22 protein-coding genes are annotated in these 18,319 nt (G+C 37.0%); 14 read left to right on the forward strand and 8 right to left on the reverse strand.

Annotated features, from left to right (window positions below; genetic code table 11):
- Window positions 1-4: 4 nt before the first annotated feature.
- Window positions 5-148, reverse strand: coding sequence for a hypothetical protein (locus VIM94_RS10140; protein ID WP_332039186.1), 144 nt, complete (start codon window positions 146-148; stop codon window positions 5-7).
- A gap of 447 nt (window positions 149-595) precedes the next feature.
- The gene (locus VIM94_RS10145; protein WP_332039187.1) at window positions 596-1,882 is read right to left on the reverse strand and encodes a dipeptidase; all 1,287 of its coding nucleotides are present in this window, start codon (window positions 1,880-1,882) and stop codon (window positions 596-598) included.
- A 190-nt stretch (window positions 1,883-2,072) separates the two neighbouring features.
- On the opposite strand from VIM94_RS10145, the gene VIM94_RS10150 reads away from it, so the two are divergent.
- The 4 genes from VIM94_RS10150 to VIM94_RS10165 all read left to right on the forward strand — a co-directional run bounded on the left by VIM94_RS10150 (window position 2,073) and on the right by VIM94_RS10165 (window position 5,681).
- Window positions 2,073-3,524, forward strand: coding sequence for a RimK family protein (locus VIM94_RS10150; RefSeq protein WP_332039188.1), 1,452 nt, complete (start codon window positions 2,073-2,075; stop codon window positions 3,522-3,524).
- Window positions 3,525-3,526: 2 nt separating this feature from the next.
- Window positions 3,527-4,747, forward strand: coding sequence for a glutamate-cysteine ligase family protein (locus VIM94_RS10155; RefSeq protein ID WP_332039189.1), 1,221 nt, complete (start codon window positions 3,527-3,529; stop codon window positions 4,745-4,747).
- Window positions 4,747-5,427, forward strand: a complete 681-nt coding sequence (locus VIM94_RS10160; protein ID WP_332039222.1) for an N-formylglutamate amidohydrolase — start codon at window positions 4,747-4,749, stop codon at window positions 5,425-5,427. Before VIM94_RS10155 ends, VIM94_RS10160 begins: the two co-directional genes overlap by 1 nt.
- A gap of 80 nt (window positions 5,428-5,507) precedes the next feature.
- On the forward strand, window positions 5,508-5,681 hold the full coding sequence (locus VIM94_RS10165; protein WP_332039190.1) for a hypothetical protein: 174 nt from the start codon (window positions 5,508-5,510) through the stop codon (window positions 5,679-5,681).
- A 66-nt stretch (window positions 5,682-5,747) separates the two neighbouring features.
- On the opposite strand, the gene VIM94_RS10170 is transcribed toward VIM94_RS10165, so the two are convergent.
- Entirely contained in the window at window positions 5,748-6,179 is a 432-nt protein-coding gene (locus tag VIM94_RS10170; RefSeq protein ID WP_332039191.1) for a peptidylprolyl isomerase, read from the reverse strand.
- Window positions 6,180-6,487: 308 nt separating this feature from the next.
- On the opposite strand from VIM94_RS10170, the gene VIM94_RS10175 reads away from it, so the two are divergent.
- The 5 genes from VIM94_RS10175 to VIM94_RS10195 all read left to right on the forward strand — a co-directional run bounded on the left by VIM94_RS10175 (window position 6,488) and on the right by VIM94_RS10195 (window position 9,430).
- A complete protein-coding gene (locus VIM94_RS10175) occupies window positions 6,488-7,048 on the forward strand; it encodes a hypothetical protein (protein WP_332039192.1) in 561 nt (186 codons plus the stop codon).
- The gene (locus tag VIM94_RS10180; RefSeq protein ID WP_332039193.1) at window positions 7,011-7,439 is read left to right on the forward strand and encodes a hypothetical protein; all 429 of its coding nucleotides are present in this window, start codon (window positions 7,011-7,013) and stop codon (window positions 7,437-7,439) included. The genes VIM94_RS10175 and VIM94_RS10180 overlap by 38 nt, the downstream gene beginning before the upstream one ends.
- A gap of 109 nt (window positions 7,440-7,548) precedes the next feature.
- Complete coding sequence (locus tag VIM94_RS10185; RefSeq protein WP_332039194.1) at window positions 7,549-7,947, forward strand: hypothetical protein; 399 nt, start codon at window positions 7,549-7,551, stop codon at window positions 7,945-7,947.
- Window positions 7,948-7,957: 10 nt separating this feature from the next.
- Window positions 7,958-8,713, forward strand: a complete 756-nt coding sequence (locus VIM94_RS10190) for a phosphatase PAP2 family protein (protein WP_332039195.1) — start codon at window positions 7,958-7,960, stop codon at window positions 8,711-8,713.
- Between the two features lie 84 nt (window positions 8,714-8,797).
- The gene (locus VIM94_RS10195) at window positions 8,798-9,430 is read left to right on the forward strand and encodes a type II CAAX prenyl endopeptidase Rce1 family protein (RefSeq protein ID WP_332039196.1); all 633 of its coding nucleotides are present in this window, start codon (window positions 8,798-8,800) and stop codon (window positions 9,428-9,430) included.
- Here the strand turns inward: VIM94_RS10195 and VIM94_RS10200 are convergent.
- On the reverse strand, window positions 9,410-9,568 hold the full coding sequence (locus VIM94_RS10200) for a hypothetical protein (RefSeq protein WP_332039197.1): 159 nt from the start codon (window positions 9,566-9,568) through the stop codon (window positions 9,410-9,412). The genes VIM94_RS10195 and VIM94_RS10200 overlap by 21 nt on opposite strands.
- Window positions 9,569-9,728: 160 nt before the next feature.
- Between VIM94_RS10200 and VIM94_RS10205 the strand changes: the two genes are divergently transcribed.
- The gene (locus VIM94_RS10205; RefSeq protein WP_332039198.1) at window positions 9,729-10,568 is read left to right on the forward strand and encodes an SMP-30/gluconolactonase/LRE family protein; all 840 of its coding nucleotides are present in this window, start codon (window positions 9,729-9,731) and stop codon (window positions 10,566-10,568) included.
- A 16-nt stretch (window positions 10,569-10,584) separates the two neighbouring features.
- Entirely contained in the window at window positions 10,585-10,737 is a 153-nt protein-coding gene (locus tag VIM94_RS10210) for a hypothetical protein (RefSeq protein WP_332039199.1), read from the forward strand.
- 1 nt (window position 10,738) lies between these two features.
- Here VIM94_RS10210 and VIM94_RS10215 read toward each other — a convergent pair whose 3' ends face one another.
- The gene (locus VIM94_RS10215) at window positions 10,739-11,383 is read right to left on the reverse strand and encodes a hypothetical protein (protein WP_332039200.1); all 645 of its coding nucleotides are present in this window, start codon (window positions 11,381-11,383) and stop codon (window positions 10,739-10,741) included.
- A gap of 100 nt (window positions 11,384-11,483) precedes the next feature.
- On the opposite strand from VIM94_RS10215, the gene VIM94_RS10220 reads away from it, so the two are divergent.
- Window positions 11,484-12,821: an aspartate kinase gene (locus tag VIM94_RS10220; RefSeq protein WP_332039201.1), complete on the forward strand. Its 1,338-nt coding sequence runs from the start codon at window positions 11,484-11,486 to the stop codon at window positions 12,819-12,821.
- Window positions 12,822-12,887: 66 nt separating this feature from the next.
- On the opposite strand, the gene VIM94_RS10225 is transcribed toward VIM94_RS10220, so the two are convergent.
- On the reverse strand, window positions 12,888-14,123 hold the full coding sequence (locus VIM94_RS10225) for a glycosyltransferase (RefSeq protein ID WP_332039202.1): 1,236 nt from the start codon (window positions 14,121-14,123) through the stop codon (window positions 12,888-12,890).
- A gap of 31 nt (window positions 14,124-14,154) precedes the next feature.
- The gene (locus tag VIM94_RS10230) at window positions 14,155-15,960 is read right to left on the reverse strand and encodes an SLC13 family permease (RefSeq protein WP_332039203.1); all 1,806 of its coding nucleotides are present in this window, start codon (window positions 15,958-15,960) and stop codon (window positions 14,155-14,157) included.
- 144 nt (window positions 15,961-16,104) lie between these two features.
- Here VIM94_RS10230 and VIM94_RS10235 point away from each other — a divergent pair, with 144 nt between their 5' ends.
- Together VIM94_RS10235 and VIM94_RS10240 are read left to right on the forward strand one after the other, a co-directional pair.
- Complete coding sequence (locus tag VIM94_RS10235; RefSeq protein WP_332039204.1) at window positions 16,105-16,605, forward strand: GreA/GreB family elongation factor; 501 nt, start codon at window positions 16,105-16,107, stop codon at window positions 16,603-16,605.
- A gap of 41 nt (window positions 16,606-16,646) precedes the next feature.
- On the forward strand, window positions 16,647-17,069 hold the full coding sequence (locus tag VIM94_RS10240; RefSeq protein WP_332039205.1) for a DoxX family protein: 423 nt from the start codon (window positions 16,647-16,649) through the stop codon (window positions 17,067-17,069).
- A 49-nt stretch (window positions 17,070-17,118) separates the two neighbouring features.
- Here VIM94_RS10240 and VIM94_RS10245 read toward each other — a convergent pair whose 3' ends face one another.
- On the reverse strand, window positions 17,119-17,949 hold the full coding sequence (locus VIM94_RS10245) for an OmpA/MotB family protein (protein ID WP_332039206.1): 831 nt from the start codon (window positions 17,947-17,949) through the stop codon (window positions 17,119-17,121).
- Between the last annotated feature and the right edge of the window lie 370 nt (window positions 17,950-18,319).

Below are 18,319 nucleotides of genomic sequence, written 5' to 3' on the forward strand. Positions count from 1 at the left end.
GTTTTTATGGTTCTATGACAAAGCTTTTGTGATGCTTCCAGGCTGATGTAAATAGATTGTTTTTAATTACACGGAAATGTTTCCGGCGTTTTAAGAACCCTGCCTTGCGTTGTCCTATTTCCATCATCATGTTCTCCAGGGTTTTCATAATCTAAAAATTTAAAGGGTTGAATTATTAACTTAAATAACGTCTTTGGTTGTCCCAGCTGCTACGGCTGTTTGTTTTCTCGGTGTTTAAAAATGCTCTGCGATTGACTTTTGAAGGTTTCATAATTTAAAATTTTAATGGTTATACTATTAACTTAAATAACGCCTTTGGTTGTCCCAGTTGCTACGGCTATTTGTTTTCTCTGTGTTTAAAAATGCTCTTCTGGTGGTTTTAAAAGTTTTCATCTGTTTAAGTTTTATTGTTTACCTAATAGACTTTTTATTTTTTAATTTGTTACAGTACTATGTATAAAATAGTACTAAATTAACATGATATTAACTATTATACTGGTTTTCAGCAGGAAAGGATAGTGAGGGGGAGTGGTGTTAAATAAAAAATGCGAACCAAAGAGTTCGCATTTTTCTATAAGTAATAAAGAATTGTGATTTAACTACTCTGAATATCTTCAGCGACAGCTTGTACCTCATCCAAGACTCTAAGCAGATTTTCACCCCATAACTTAGCGATTTCTTCTTCGGTATAGCCTCTTTTAACAAGTTCTGCCGTTACATTAAGGGTTTCAGAGGCATCCTGCCAGCCATCAATTCCTCCGCCACCATCAAAATCGGAGCTAATGCCTACATGGTCTATACCTATTAGATCTACCATATAATCTATATGGTCCACAAAATCACTAACGTCTACCGGTTGTATCTCCTCTTTAAGCTTTGCCACCTCAGCTTCAGCAGCAGTTCTGATCTTTTGAAATTCGGCATAATAAATATCTCTGTCTTCCTGGGGCAGGTTTCTAATGCTGTCCCGCTCCAAAATAGAAAAATTCATTTCTTCAGCTTTCTTCTCGTATACTTTGTTTCTTGCTTCAGAAAAAGCTTTGTGTTTTTCGGTATTTACATATCCACTGAAAGCAACAGTTTGAACAACTCCGCCATGTTCTTTAAACAATAATAATAATTCGTCATCTAAATTCCTGCTGTGGTCACATAATTCCCTGGCCGAGGAATGAGAAGCTATAAGAGGTGCTTTGGAAAGTTCGAACATTTGTTTAATAGATTCCTTTGAGGGATGAGAAACGTCTATCATCATTCCGTATTTATTCATTTCAGCGATAACCTCTTTTCCCAGATCGCTTAGTCCGTTGTGAAGCCAAACATCATTTTCTTCCCCTGTATTAGAATCGCAAAGCTGGCTGTGACCCTGGTGGGAAAGAGACATATAGCGGGCACCCAAATCATAGAATTTCTTAACGTTGCCAATATTTTTACCAATTGGATATCCGTTTTCAACTCCAATCATCGCTACTTTTTTACCTGAGGCATGTATTTTTCTAACCTCATCTGATGTAGTTGCGAGCCCAACCTTATCAGGAGCGAGTTCATTTACCAGTTTATGGATAGCAATAAATTTTTGCATGGCATTATTATAGGCTGCCTTAAAGCCTTCTTCATTCATATCATCCTGGCCGGTATAAACAATAAGCCATGCAACATCCAGGCCGCCGGCTTCCATTTTTGGAAGGTTCACCTGGGTGTCCAGGTTCATGCTGTAGTTGCTTTCATCGGTAAAATTATTGATGTTGATATCGGCATGGGTATCAATTGTGATAATTTTATCCTGAATTGTTTTGGCTTTATCCAGCGTCTCCTGGTTGTAGTTTTGAGCTTGTAAACTAAAGGCACCTAACAGCAGTATTAAAGAGGTTTTAAAAATTTTCATGATAGCATTTTATTAATAATTGTTGAAAATAGGAATATTTTTTCAATAGGCATCATATCTACCTTGCTTCATTATGAATAATAAGCATTTATGGGCTTTTTATGTGGGAATTAATTTTTTATAGCCTGTAAATAATTTTGTTTTTTCATTAAGATTTTCAACTACATTTGGTGTTCTTTTAGTCTAATTAATGGAAAAATTTATTGTAGTTGATCAACCTGAAACCTGGAATTTTGAACTGAAGAATGTTCAAATAATTTCAGCGCAGGCTTATCTAACCAATCCCGAATATGCCAAAATTAAAAAGGCCCGAATATTTAATCTGTGTAAGGATTATTCTTATCAATCCCGGGGATATTATGTTTCGCTTTTAGCTGAAGCCCGTGGGCATTTGGCAATTCCTACCGTAACAAATCTAGTGGACCTTCGTGAGCCTAAACTTGTGAAAATCGTTTCTGAAGAATTTGATGACCTCATTCAAAAAAGTCTGAAGAATATTAAAAATCAGGAATTCACGCTCAGTATTTACTTTGGTCAAAATGTTGCTCAAAAATATCGGGAATTAAGTGCAATGTTTCACCGCCATTTTCAAATACCATTTCTACGGGTGAAATTCAATTACACTACCAAATGGAATATAAAGAGTATAAAAGCAATTTCTGAAGCTGAAATTCCCACAGAACATAAGGAAAATATGCGGGATTTTGCCGGGCAGTATTTTTCTAAAAAACGATATGATACTCCGCGCCCGGCAAATGCCGATTATGACCTGGCAATCCTGGTTAACCCGGAAGATCCTGCGCCCCCAAGCAATACAAAGGCGATCAAGAAATTCATTGAGGTTGGGGAGAAAATGGGTTTTTATGTTGAAGTGGTATTCCCAAAAGATCTTTCCCGCCTGTCTGCTTTTGATGCATTATTCATAAGGCAAAGTACCGAGGTCAACAACGATGCCTATGCTTTCGCCCGAAAAGCCCAACAGGAAGAACTCGCAATTATAGATTATCCTGAGGCGATCTTAAAATGCTGTAATAAAGTATTTATGGCCGAAGCGCTTCAAAATGCCGGCATTCCTACACCAAAAACGGTGATCGTGCACAAGGAAAATAAAAACACAGTACTTGAAATCACAGGCCTTCCGGTGGTTTTGAAGTCTCCGGATTCCACTTTTTCTTTCGGTGTAAAAAAAGCAAGCACGAAAAAAGAATACCAGGACATGGTGAATGCAATGCTTAAAAAATCTGACCTCGTTATCGCACAGGAGTTTCTCCCTTCAGAATATGACTGGCGTATTGGTGTTTTAGATAATAAGGTGTTTTTTGCCTGTCGCTATTATATGGCGAAAGACCATTGGCAGATATACAATTGGGACGCTGCCGAGAAGGACAATCAGGACGGGAATGCAGATAGCTTACCTATAGAAGATATTCCGAAAAAAGTAAAGGAAGCTGCCTTGAAATCGGCTAGAATTATGGGAAAAGGATTATACGGAATAGACGTGAAAGAGATTAATGGCCGGGCTTTGGTTATAGAAATAAATGACAACCCGAATATAGATGCCGGAGTGGAAGATGCCCATTATGGCGATCAGGTTTATGTTGAAATTCTGGGTGCTTTGAAAAGCAGACTTGAAAAAAAATAATCATGAAGTATCATCTTTTTGAAGTTTTTGGCATTGAGTTGGAATATATGCTGGTGCGAAAGCGCAGTCTTAAGGTAAACCCGATCGTAGATCAACTGCTTACTAAAAAAAACGGGAGTTTGACCGCTGATATTGATAATGGTCAAATTGAATGGAGCAACGAGCTGGTCGCGCATGTGCTGGAATTAAAAACCAATGGCCCAACGGCAAAGCTGAAAGATCTGGATAAGCTTTTTGCTGAAAATATTCAGGAGATCAATTCCCTGCTCGAAGAGTTTGATACGCTGCTCCTGCCATCGGCTTCTCACCCGTTAATGCAGCCAGAAAGAGAAACTCAACTGTGGAAACATAGTTATAGCAAGGTCTACGCCCTATACAACCGTATTTTTGATTGTAGTGGTCACGGGTGGAGCAATGTGCAAAGCATGCATATTAATCTACCATTTTACAATGATGCTGAATTTGAAAGACTACATGCAGCCGTTAGAATCCTGCTACCTATTATTCCGGGCTTAAGTGCGAGTTCCCCAATTTTTGAAGGAAAAACAACAGGTTTTAAGGATTCCCGCCTGGAAGTTTATAAAACCAACCAGAAAGAGATCCCACAAATGACGGGAAAAGTTATTCCGGAGCAGGTGTTCAGTAAAACCGATTATTATCAGCGAATCTTTAAACCTATTAATGCCGCTATAAAACCCTTCGATACTGAAAATATCCTGGATCATCACTTTCTCAATTCAAGGGGAGCCATTGCACGATTTGACAGAAGTGCCGTTGAAATTCGTGTAATAGATATTCAGGAGTGCCCGGCGGCCGATATCGCCATAGCAGTTATAATTATTGAAAGCCTGAAATTGCTGATAAGTGGAGAGTGGATCGCTCTGGAAGAACTTAAGAAATGGCATGAGGATGATCTTTTCGAAATTTTTAATTCGGTTATTCGGGATGCTGAAGAAACCAAAATTAAGAATGGATATTTTTTAGCGATCTTCGGAATTAAAGAAGACACCAGTGTTAAGCAAATTTGGAAAAAACTATACGAAAGAGTTCAATCCCAAATTTCAACAAAACATCAGCATACCATTGAATATATATTAATGAACGGTAGCCTTTCAACCCGGATTCTCCATAAACTCGAAGGGAATTTTTCAGAAGAAAAGATAAAGAAGGTATATGCTGAGCTTGGAGTATGCCTGGCTAAGAATCAATTATTTAAAGTGTGATGTTAATTTTAAGCTGTGAACACGCCTCTAATGAAATCCCGAAAAAATATCAGTACTTATTTTCTCAAAACCGGGATATTCTTAACAGCCATCGCGGTTACGATCCCGGGGCCAAGGACTTATTTGAGTATCTTAAAGTTTTAGGGGATTTTTATAGTAATCTTAATATTAGCAGATTGCTGGTGGAGGTTAACCGTTCGATCCCTCATCCTCATTTATTTTCCGAATTTACCAAAGGACTTCCTTCAGTAGAAAAAAATAAAATAATCGCCTCCTGGTATAAGCCATACAGGGCTGAAGTGGAAGACCGAATTAATAAGTTCATTGATAAAGGGGAGAAGGTGATGCATCTTTCAGTTCATACTTTTACGCCAATTCTAAACGGCGAAACCCGGAATGCAGATATAGGTCTGCTTTATGACCCATCCAGTAAAGTGGAAAAAGTATTTTGTAAAGATTTAAGATCAAACTTAAAAGAAGCAAATCCCGATTTAAAAATAAGGTTTAATTATCCTTACTTAGGAAAGGCTGATGGATTTACAAGCTATTTGAGAAAGAAATTACCGGAGGATTATGCTGGGATAGAATTGGAGATAAATCAGAGCTTTGTTAAGCATAACAGGATGAACGAAAATTTGAAAGAAGCCGTCTTTAACGCCCTTCAAAAAACTTTAAAATAATATAAGCGTATAAATTTTCCCGCAATTAGGTAACCGGAGAATTGCCGAATATTTCATAAATTGAATAAATTTTTTAAAAGATGAAATTTATAGAAGTCCAGGACCTTAACGATGATTCGTTCTATCTTAACAAATCACATATCATGTATGTTGCCTTTCAGGAAGATTCAGGATGTCATATTGGCCTAAGCAATGGCTTACAAATTAAGACCAATGCCAATTACCAGGATTTAAAAGACCTGATAGACGATTGATTAAGTCAAATAAAAACCCCTGAAACCAAAAAGACTTCAGGGGTTTAAAATATTCAAAAGATAAGATTACTTGATCTCCACCACTTCAAGGTCAAATACCAGATCTTTACCTGCTAATGGGTGATTTCCATCAACTACGATAGATTCATCCTTTACTTCCTTTACTACAAGATTCATTTCCTGTCCATCAGGAGTTTTAGAAACAAGTCCCATACCAACTTCTGGCTTTATCTCTTCCGGAAGTTGAGATTTTGGCACCTCCTGGATAAGTTCTTCTCTTGGCTCTCCGTAAGCTTCTTCTTTCGGGATATTTATGGTTTTCTTCTCGTTTACTTCCATATCGATAAGGCCTTTTTCAAAACCTGGAATTAACTGTCCTTGCCCCATAGTGAACTCAATTGGTTCCCCACGTTCTACAGAGCTATCAAAAACCTGTCCGTCAGTTAGTTTTCCGGTGTAATGTACCTTAACCGTGTCATTTTGCTTTACTTGACTCATAATAATATTTTTCGAGTTTAAAAATAGGCTAATCTTCAGCCTTTTAAAGCTGCAAAGGTACAGTTATTAAGGTGAAACCCAAATTATGCCCCAGATAATCCCTTATCTTATGTAAAGATTAACAATGTATTTAAATCAAAGAAATACCAAAAACACGGTAAATCACCCGAACCGCAAGAGGTTGATACACAGTATACAAACCGGTTTAATTGGATTTTTGAATATTAAAAGATACATTTATTAACTTAAATTTAGAATTTCCTTTAATTAACCCCGGAGGTTTACCCAACTTTAACCTGATCTGTTTTATGAAAAAAGGGCAATCTAATTCCAGAAGGAATTTCATTCAAAGTACCAACCTTGTTACTGCCGGAATAACAATTATTCCCCGACATGTTCGTCCGGTTTGGCCACAGGGTATACCATGGCCGCAGCAGTCAAATGCCACAGTACCTTCAGAACTCGATTGGAATTTGTGGCTGGGAACTGCGCCATATAAGGATTATGTAGATGGTCTTGTTCCTTTTAACTGGCGGGGCTGGTGGGATTATGGTACCGGAGCCCTTGGCGATATGGGGTGCCATTTAATTGAAGCCCCCTACAGAGTGCTTAATTTGAATTATCCCAAAGATGTACAAAGCAGCGTAGAGAGTGTTTATGTAGATGAATTTAAACGCGGCTATTTTCCTGAAAGTTGCCCGCCTTCCAGTCATGTTACCATGACCTTTCTAAAAACCGACAAAACAGATTCTGATGTCACCCTACACTGGATGGATGGTGGTATAAAACCGATGCGTCCTCTAGAATTAGGACCTAACGAGACTTTTGGCGATGCAGGTAATGGTACTTTTTATAGGAACCAAAGGTAAAATGATGTGTGGTAGTCATGGTGAGAACCCGCAGTTACTGCCAACTTCTAAAACCAATGAAGTTAGTATTCCTAAAAAATATGAGAGGGTAGAAGGTGGTTCCAATGGTCATTATGGTCAATGTGTTGAAGCCGCTATTGCCGGGGATGGTAAAAAAGAACTTAGTGCGCCTTTCGAAATTTCAGGCCCACTAACCGAAAGCCTTCTCATCGCAAATCTTTCCATTAGAGGTATTGATGTGCGTAAGGAGAAGAAACGGGGAAATGTCGACAAATACTTTGAATATCCCGGCAAAGATGTGAAAATGCTTTGGGATGCAGAAAATATGAAGGTGACCAATCTGGATGAGGTCAACCAGATCGTGAAACGGGACTACCGTACTGATTGGTAATATCTTTAATTAATTCTAAAAAGTTTTCATTTAGAAATAAATTTAGTATCTAATATTAATAATCACAATGCGTTTACTGCAAATATTTATTTTTTTAACGCTTTTCTCGATGCTTACAGGTTTGTCAGGCTGTAATTTTGAAACCAGGAATTCTTCTGAACCTGAAGTTGTGTGGGATAGTCTAGTGGTTACGGCATCGGCATATAACTCCTTAAGCTGGCAAACTGCAAGTGGTGACCCCAGGATCACCGCCTGGGGAGATACTTTAAAAACAGGGTTAAAAGCAATTGCTGTTTCCAGGGATCTAATTAAAAGGGGGCTTGATCATAATACTCCTGTTAAGATTGAAGGTTTTGAAGAGGTTTTTCTTGTAAAAGACAAGATGCATTACCGTTGGAAAAATAAAATTGACATTTATATGGATGAAGATGTACAAAAAGCCAGGGAATGGGGAAGACGAAAAGTGAAAATATATTTTCCAAAAAAACAAGAAGACAGCATTAGATAAAATTCAAATAATGAAACATTATGTGAGAATAGCACTGGAAAAAATTATTTATTTTTTTAAGGTGCATGTGTCTAAAAAACATGATGAATTCCCTTACTACCTTTTAATTTTTATTTCGTTTATAGTCTTTATTGCCTGTATAAATATTTTTGTAGAATTAACTGAGGAATTATCAAGCAAGGCACTGTTAAATTTTGATAACCAGCTAACTGCTTTTATTAGTTCTTTTAGAGATCCTGATTATCATGGTCTTATAAAATTTATTACAGATATAGGAGATCTTTATGGCTATCTAATAAGTACAATTCTCGCTACCACTTTTCTGTTTTGGAAACTTAAGAATTGGAAATTTATCATTCAGCTGGTAGGGGTGATCATCCTGGCTTCTCTTTCAAATATAGGTTTAAAAAAAGCTATAGATCGTGCCCGGCCCGATGCAGAACATCTGGTGGTGGTAGAAAGCTTAAGTTATCCAAGTGGTCATGCGATGAGTGCAATGGCTTTTTATGGGTTTATAATTTACCTCCTTTTTCAAATTAAAATGTCCCGGTTTTTAAGAGGCTTTCTTGTGGTATTTTTTGTCTTGGTTATTCTGGGAATTGGCTTAAGCCGCATTTATCTTGGAGTACATTATCCTTCAGATGTTATTGCCGGTTACCTTGGAGGTTTTATTTGGGTTACTTTTTGTATAGTGCTTTTTAACCTGATAGATCTTTTGAGAAGAAGAAGAAATAGCAATGAGCGGGAAGAAAACCTGGAAAACTAACTCAATCCTTCTTCCTCAATGCAGTTTAAAATGAGAAATTTAAATGGCTTTTAAACTGTGTATCGTTTAATTTTAGACTATCTAATGAACATTAAAAAAATTTATTTTTCTACACCATTTAAAATTGGAGAACTTCTGATCTTTTTTGGGTTAGCACCATATCTTACCGGTATTTATGTGGAAGGATGGCAAAAGGTTATTCCCTTGATAATCATTGCTGTCTTCTTCCTGCTTTTACTTCAACGCTTTACCAATTTTAATAATGCGATCTTCTTTAGGTTCGATTCGGCATATTTCAAAAAAAGTCTTCCCCGGATGGTTTTTATTACCCTGGTAATAATATTTTTTACTGGATGGATTTTCCCCGACCTGCTATTTGAGTATCCCGCAGAAAATTTAAAGAAATATCTAATCACCTTCGTTTTCTATCCTTTAGCTTCAGTAGTACCGCAGGAGTTTATTTACAGAGTTTATTTTTTTGAAAGGTACAAGAAACTTATTCCTTCAAAGTATCTTTTGATGTTTGTCAATGCACTTATTTTTGGCCTTACCCATTTAATTTATGATAATTGGATTGCTCCCATAGCCACCTTCATGGCCGCCTGGATTTTTATCATCAACTACTTTAATTCCAAAAGTTTCCTGAATGTCTGCCTGGAGCATTATTATTATGGGTTTGTAATTTTTACGGTAGGTTTAGAGCATTTTTTCACGTAACCAACTTTCTAAACTCCTAAGTTTCCTAATAACCACCAAAGGATTATAAAAACCACGATCATTCCTTAATACCCGCAATCTCCTCAAAAGTTTTTTAGCTCCCCATCCGGCCAGTAAAGCTCTTGTTATACTTTTCATAGCATTATATAACTGGTTAGTAATTCTAAAAAAAATGGAGATTAAATTTTATGAAAATCCGGATTAGGAAAACTTTAAGCAGCGAGCAGAAAACTTTCCTAAAAAATAGAATCATAGGATTTTTCGTATATTGATAGTTCTTAAAATAAAACTGAATTCTATGAAAAATTTATTACTCTTTGCCATACTTTTTTCTGGCGCTTTTACTTTTGCCCAGCAAAAAGACGCAGAACTAATTAAAAAAATTGATGGTTTTAGCCATCCTGAGTCAGTGGTTTATGATGAAGATCGCGAACTGGTATATATTTCAAATATTGGGGAGAAAAATCCTGGAGATGGATTTATTTCCAAAACAAATCTTGATGGAGAAGTGCTCGAGTTAAACTGGATTACAAATTTGAATGATCCCAAAGGATTGCTTATTCATGAGGATTTACTTTATGTAAGTGATAATACAGATCTAGTAGTTATGGATATAAAAACCGGGAGTATTATAAACCGTATTGAAGTTGAAGGTTCTGAATTTCTTAATGATATAGCAGTAGATGAAGAAGGTAATATCTATATTTCAGATACAGGAAACAGTAGCATTTATAAATTAAAAAAAGATTCTGATAAGGTTTCTCAATGGATTGTTACAGAAGAACTTGAATTTCCCAATGGCGTGCTGGTAGTGGGTGATTATATTTATGTTGCTGCATGGGGTAAGGAAGATGGGGGGAATCTTTTAAAAGTAGCTCTTGATAGTAAAGAGATTATTAAAATTTCAGAAAAACCAATTGGTAACCTGGACGGGATTCAGTTAACCAATAATGATGATTTTTATATTTCAGATTGGGCAACCGGTAATGTTTATAAGGTTGATCTGAAAGGAAAGCACAGCAAAATACTAACTTCAGAAAAAAGTGCTGGAGACATTCTTTATCACGTTGATTCCGGAAAAATGGTTTTGCCCATGAACCGGCAGAATTCGGTTTGGTGGTATCAGATAAATGAATAATCAGATAAATTTTAAAATGCAAATAAGAGACAGGGATGATAGTGATTCTGAAGACTATATTCTTCAGGATAATAAAAAAACCAGGTTTGGCACAGTTTTCATCATAATAATACTGGCGATCTTAATTGCAGCGGTGGCCATCACAGGATTCTATTTTGATTTCTGGTAAACTATTGTTTAATTTCATTGAGGAGTAAAAATGCCTTGTTTACATATTCTTTCTCCAGGAAAATAGCAAAATAATTAGAGGTAGAAATCATTTCAAAAACCGGGATTCCTTCATATGCCAGGAGTTTGAACAGGTAGAAATAAAGTCCCACAGATTGGGAACTGTTTTGGGGTAAAGCAATAGTTATGGAAGAAAGTTCCTCCTTAACAGAGACCCTCACTTCGTTTTTAAAACAGTCTTGTACCAAATCGGTTAGGCTGGATGAAACCAGAATATTGCTTTCCTGGTAATTACTGGAATAGTTAAGATAAACCCCGGTCTGGTCTTTTACCGCTTCCAGCAACCTTGCCTTATTAGCAATAATTGTTTTTGAATTAAGAAAAGTATATTCTGTTATTCCCGACCGTACAACAATATCCCCAAGTTCCCGTAGTTGTCGCATATTGATTTTGGTTCTGCGGGGTGCATACCTGCGTAGGGCCATAATGATTGAGCCCTGTTTTACCGGCTTTTTCATTTCAGCTTCCACTTCAGCCTGGATATCGGCGGCAAGACCACTGAAATTGACGATATCTCTCGCTATCGCATCATCCAGAAATGGTTGATGCCGTATTATATCATGAACACAGGTTGTGATGGTTTTCATTGTTAATTATTATACATTTTGTGCAAATGTATATAAAATGAAATATAATTTTTGTCTCTTTTCTCCTTAAGCCTAATTATGCACTTTCAAACAAATGATGATGAGGGTTTTAAAATTTGGCGGAACATCGGTGGGGTCGGTAGCGAGTATCAGAAACGTGAAATCGATAAGTTGTACCGGTAAGGATAAGAAGTTACTGGTTCTTTCTGCAATGAGCGGAGTCACTAATCAACTTGTAAGTATCACTAAATATATTACATCCGGTAATCTAGCTGGAGTTTCTAAGCTTATTGGGAATCTCGAAACAAAGCATTTTGAGGTGATTGACAATCTTATTCAGGATGAGTTAGTTCAATTTGAAACAAAAAAAGAAATCTCATTAATCCTTACTGAACTGGAGACGGTTACAAAACTCGAATATTCCGAAGAGGTTAATTCCAGGATCGTGACTTCAGGGGAAAGAATGCTTAGCTGTATTTTTTCAAAATACCTTGAATCCTGTGGGATCCAGAATAATTTACTCGATGCTCGTGATTTTATGCAGGTGAACAACCTGGAAAATCCAGATACAGCTCTTGTAAGTACACTTCTTGAGAATACCCTTTCTTCCCTTCCTGAAACCGATATTTATATCACCCAGGGATTTGTTCGACGTGATGAACATACTAAAATAAGTACCTTAAGAAGAGGAGGAAGCGATTATACGGCTACCATTCTTGGAGCGGCATTGAATGCAGAAGAGGTGCAGATCTGGACCGATATAGACGGCTTTCATAACAATGATCCTCGTTATGTGGAAAAAACACATCCCATTGCAGAACTAAGCTTCGAAGAGGCAGCAGAACTTGCCTATTTTGGAGCAAAAATTCTACATCCCCAAACTGTATCACCGGTTATTAATAAAAACATCCCGGTTTACCTTAAAAATACATTTACCCCGCATTTACCGGGAACCAGGATCTCCGGAGAATCAACAGGACAAGGTTTAAAAGCAATTTCTGCAAAAGACGGAATCACAGCCATTAAAATAAAATCTAACAGGATGCTGATGGCCCACGGATTTTTGCGGAAAATTTTTGAGGTTTTTGACCGTAATCAAACGGCTATAGACATGATCACCACTTCTGAGATTGCCATTTCACTAACTATAGATGATAACCGAAATCTGGATAAGATTATTGAAGAGATTGGAGATTACGGAGAGATTATCGTGGAGCGGGACCATTCTATTATTTGTCTTGTTGGAGAAGGGGTGATTGAAGATAAAAAGGCCAGCAGGATCTTTGAACTATTGCATGATACTTCTATTAGAATGATCTCTTATGGTGGTAGTAACAATAATATTTCTTTACTGGTGGCTACCAGTAATAAAATAAACGTGCTTCAAAAACTTCATCAAAAAGTGTTCGAGGTGAAGCCTGTTTACGAATATGTTTAATTCTTTCTGTTAGTGAACAGTTTTTCTGTTCCTTTTGTGTAGTGAAAACCGTCGGTTTGCTAATAATTAGCCGGCGGTTTTATTTTTTTCTTCAATAAACCGGGACATAAAATAAGTGCTACGATGAAGATGATGCTTTAACATAGCACCGATAAAATTCTTTTCACGATGTTTAACCAGATCGTCCATGAGTTGTAATTTTTGCTGAAATTTCTTTCGAAAAATTTCAACTGAAAAACGGGAGTTAATTATATCAAAACCACAGGCCTGCGTAGCGTTCCACTTTGATTCATCCCGATATAATTTAACAGCAGCATCAGAAAATTTTTCGAGATCATTTTCAATAAAACCATTCCAGGGAAAATCGCCCGGGATTCCTTCGGCTCCTACTTGAGTAGTGATAGCGGGCGTACCGCTTTGCATTGCTTGTATTAATTTACCCTTTAACCCGGCCCCAAATTGTAGTGGCGCGAGACATATTCTGGCTTTTTTCATTTCTGTTACCGCATTATCAGCTCTTCCGTGCACTAAAAATCCATTTTTTTTATCGTTTAATTTGAAGATCTTTTCAGAGGGATAGGCTCCATAAATATGCAAATTAGCTTCAGGAAGTTGTTTCCTTATTAATGGCCAGATCTTTTCCTTCAAGGTAAATACAGCATTTCTGTTGGGCTCATGAAGAAAATTCCCAATGCTTATAAAATCTTTTCTTTCATTAAAACCCGGCAGGGAATCACCTTCTTCCGAGGTGATTTTTTTTAGCATAAAAGGTAAATAAAGCAGGAGGCTTTCAGGAATATTAAATTCACTGATGAGTAATTGGTTTTCAACTTCAGATATGATCAGGCTCAAATCACTGCGATAAATTGAAGCTATCTCCCTTTTTGTAAGATCTGAAGTTAAATAGATCTCTTTGGGATTCCTTTTTTCTTTGTACGCCTGATGTCGCCCTTTTCTAATAAAATGAAGGTCTTCGGTATCCAGAATCTTAAGGGCACCGGGACAAAATTTATCAACCCTCCAGCTAAATTGTTCCTCCGTCATAAACCTGTCAAATAACACTATATCAGGTTGTAAGTCTTCAATGTAGCTATCAAAACCAGAAGAGTTCAGCTGAATGTTTTTTGTTATTAATCCCAGGTTTTCCAGTTGAGGAACAAAGGTAGTTCGGGTTGCAGTGGTGGAAAAATGCACCTCATAGTTTTCCTTCAGAAAAAAATCAATTAACTGCATCATTCGGGTGCCGGCGGCCGTAGAGGTAGGTTCTGGCCATACATAGCCTATAATGAGCAATTTTTTCATAGTTAGATCTTATTTGCAGTGCAAAGATAATTTAAATGCTTCCCGCTAATAGCATAGAACCAACAATCCATAATATTAGCGATACTACGCCTCCAATAATTAAGAAATGCTTGAAACGGTAAATTCCCATTCCATAGATAATAGTATTGGTTTGATAACCCACAGGAGTAAAGAAACTAAAATTTGCTGCAAACAACACGGCAAGAATAAAGGGTTTGGGGTCCATTTTTAAAGCAAGAGCAATGGTAATTGCAATAGGGGTGATAATTATCGCGGTAGCGTTATTAGATACAAATCCACTCATAATCATGGTGACCAGAAATAACAACCCAATGGTCACAATATTGGTTCGTTCTGTGAATAGTTCCAGTAATTGATTAGAAAGCCATTGATCAGCCCCGGTATTACTCATGGCAACGCCCAGCGGTATCATTCCTGCTAAAAGAAATATAATTTGCCAGTTTACCCGGGAATAAATTTTACTCAGATCTATGCATTTAAAGTAGATCATTAAAAAGCAACCTACCAGGGCGCTTTTAAGGATAGGAAAAAACCCAAAGGCTGATAAAGCAATAACCAACAAAAGAATAAACAGGCTTAAGTATCTCTTTTTGCGATCGCTTACTTTTATATCCGGGTGTTCCTGGAGTATCGTTACATTTTCTATTTTTATAAGTTCCTCCAGGACACTTTTTGTTGCCTCTACAAGCAAGCGGTCTCCAACTCTGAGTTCTATCTGGCTGCGGGATTTATCAAAAATCCTACGTCGGGGATTCATAAAATTCCTTCTTTTTCTTATAGCAAGAGGCACCGCTCCATATAACTCATGCCTCCCCACATGTTTTAATCTTTTACCCACCAGGGGGGAATTAGGCAGGATTAATAATTCTACTACCTGAACATTTTCATCCAGGTCGGTATCCTTTTCATCATCATTTTGGGTGAGTTTTTTATCTTTTATTACTGATATTCCTTTTGTTTTTTTTAGCTTCATTAGGTACTGAAGGTTGCAGCGTAACAGAAATTCATCGGCTTCTTTAATGCTGATATCCTTCCCCGGTTTGTCATTTATTATACTTTCTCTCTTTAATCTTAAAACTTCAACTTCAGGATTATTTTGAAAGAAGGTATCTTCTATATTTTTCCCTATTAGGTTTGAATCTTTTTGAATGATGATTTTGGTGATAAATTCATCCAGGTCATATACATCGGTGTAATGAGAAGGTTTTTTATTTGGCAGGAATTTGATCATTAAACTAACCACGACAATAGTTATAGCCATAAAGATTACACCATACCAGGTGAATTCGAAAAAACTAAAACGCTCTATACCCCGGTCTACAGCTACAGCATTTACAATAAGGTTGGTAGAAGTTCCCATCAACGTGCAACTTCCGCCAATAATTCCTGCAAAAGAAACAGGTAAGAGTAACTTTGAGGCTGGTATATCGTAACGCAAGGAAAGTTCATTAATGATTTTAATGAAAACAATCACTACTGCAGTGGTATTTATAAAAGCCGAAATTCCACCTGCAATAAACATAAAAGCCGGAACCATTAGATAAACCGGTAAACCGCGCAACTTCCTTAACCCATTTGCCAGCCAATCTATTACTCCGTTGGTTTCCAGACCAATAGCCATTATCATAAGTGCTAGTACCGTAATAGTGGCAGGACTGGAAAAACCGGATATAGCTTCTTCTGGACTAATGATATTGGTTACCAGCAGACTTACCATGATAAAAAAGGCAATTTTATCTACCGGAAATAATTCAAGGGCGAAGAGAACAATAACAATTCCCAGAATTATAAATAAAAGGAGAATCTCGGTAGTCATATCTAAATTTAAACATAAAATTAAACTAGAAGGAATAGCTGTAAGAATTCTTTAGAATTATTTATGGCTTAATTCATTAAGGGTAAATTCTCCATATAGCCTACCCAGAAAAAATTTAGTAACTTGAATTAAAATGAATTAGTTATGAGCAGAGGATTTGTAAAAGAAGAAGACCAGGAAGAAGCTCCCTTAATACCACCTCGTGCAGCCTTGCCTGATGGGGTCACAAATTATGTGACTCCCCACGGATTTAATTTGTTGCAGGAAGAAAAAAAAGAACTTGAGCACCAACGCACTTCTATTAAAATTAAAAATGAAGCTGAATCCCGAAGAGCAAAATCGGTTATAGACGGAAAATTAAAATTGCTCAATGACCGTATCGCTACAGCCCGAATTCTGGATCCTCAGTCCCAGGCCAAAGATGAAGTGAGGTTTGGCGCCAGGGTGAAATATAAACAGAAAGAATCTGGGGAAATTCAACAATTTACGATAGTAGGTGTGGATGAAGCCGATGTAAAGAAACAGAAAATTGCTTTTATTGCTCCCATTGCTAAGGCGGTAACCGGAAAAAAAGTTGGAGAGTTTGTAAAATTCAGCTTAGGTCCGGAAATCCGTAATCTGGAAATTCTGGAAATTTCTTATTAAAGTTGTAGCTTGTTATTTATTAGGTATTTAATTATTTACAAATGAAAAAAACTTACTTAACCACCTTAAACCTTCAGCAGGTTGATATAGGCCTTCTTGTTTTCAGATTGGCTATCTCTGGTCTAATGTTAACTCACGGAATTCCAAAACTAATTCGGTTTTTTGGTGATGCTCCCATACAATTTGCAGATCCGATAGGAATAGGGGAGGTTACCACTTTTACCTTAGCTGTTCTGGCAGAGTTTGTATGTTCATTATTAGTGATTATTGGATTGGGTACCAGGTTCGCGGTAATTCCTTTAATCGCTACAATGGCCGTGGCGGCTTTAATAGTTCACGTTCCCGATGGTTTTGATAAACAGGAACTACCCCTTTTATTTTTATCGGGATGGATTTTATTGTTTTTCACGGGCGCAGGAAAATATTCTCTAGATCATTATTTTCTGGCGAAAAAAAGAAAATAAAAAACGGCTTTCCGGGAAGGAAAGCCGTTTATAATTTAGCCAGTACTACTTATTGTTCTGAATCCAGCATCGCGAAGAATTTATCCAGGTTTGGAATAATCACAATTCTGGTTCTTCTGTTCTTAGCCATATTCTCAGGAGAATCATTATCTACAAGTGGAGAATAACTACTTCTTCCTGCCGCAATAAGTTTTGCAGGATCTACATCATATTTATCCTGTAATAACCTTACAATAGATGTGGCTCTTCGTACACTTAGATCCCAGTTATCTTTTAGGTAAGAACCTTCTACCATTGTACGATCGTCGGTATGGCCCTCAACCATAACTTCCATGCTTGGTTCAGAGTTAATAACTTCGGCAAGCTTCTTCAATAGCTTGTTTGCATCGTTTCTAACCCTATAACTACCATCACCAAAGAGGAGTTTGTCAGATACGTTAATCATTACCACGGTCTTGTCTACGCTAATATCCACATCATCTTCTTCTGATCCTTCAGAAATAGATTGCTTTAAGTTGTGAGATACTGCGAGGTTAATAGAATCTTCCAGGGTTTCGGCTTCTGCAACTTTTTCCGGATCCATTTTGGCGATCGTTGCCCGCATTTTCGCCTTATTATTATTAGACATCACGGTAAGATCGTTCATTTCCATTTTTTCATCACTTTCCTCACGTAGGGAATTGATTTTAGCATTGTACTCGGCAACACGAGCTTCAACTTTCGCGTATTTTGCTTCAATTTCTTCCTTTTCTACCTGTGTTTTTTGCAGAGTACTTCTGGTATCGTCTAATTCAGATTCCAGTTCCACATATTTTTTCTTTGAAACACAAGATGTCAGCATAGCTGCTGATAAAACGGTAATTGCTACTGTTTTTCTCATAGTTAGTTTATTTTATTTTAAGTCCAATTAAGTGTTAGTTTATATGATTTTTGGACGCACCAAAGAAAACGAGACGGATTCCCTTATCGTATTTATTTTTACCGTTTAACGTTTTTTTAAGGGAGATTTATCATTTCGTTGTAAGAAAACACTTTCAATGACAGAGCGGTTTTTTAGCCTTAATTAAGCTGATAAATAACCCTGGAAGCAATGGCAATGGTTGATGCTAGTGGTTTTATTCTCCAATCTATTCCTCTCCTAATCAACCTCAGTTAACTAAGAGATAGGTTCCCGGGAAATAAATTCGAGGAGATCTAGCGATTTCTACCTAACAACTTCAAGCGGGCTTTAACAGAAATTTATTGAAAAT

The sequence above is a fragment of the Salegentibacter sp. genome (genome assembly GCF_036568425.1).
Lineage (GTDB): Bacteria > Bacteroidota > Bacteroidia > Flavobacteriales > Flavobacteriaceae > Salegentibacter.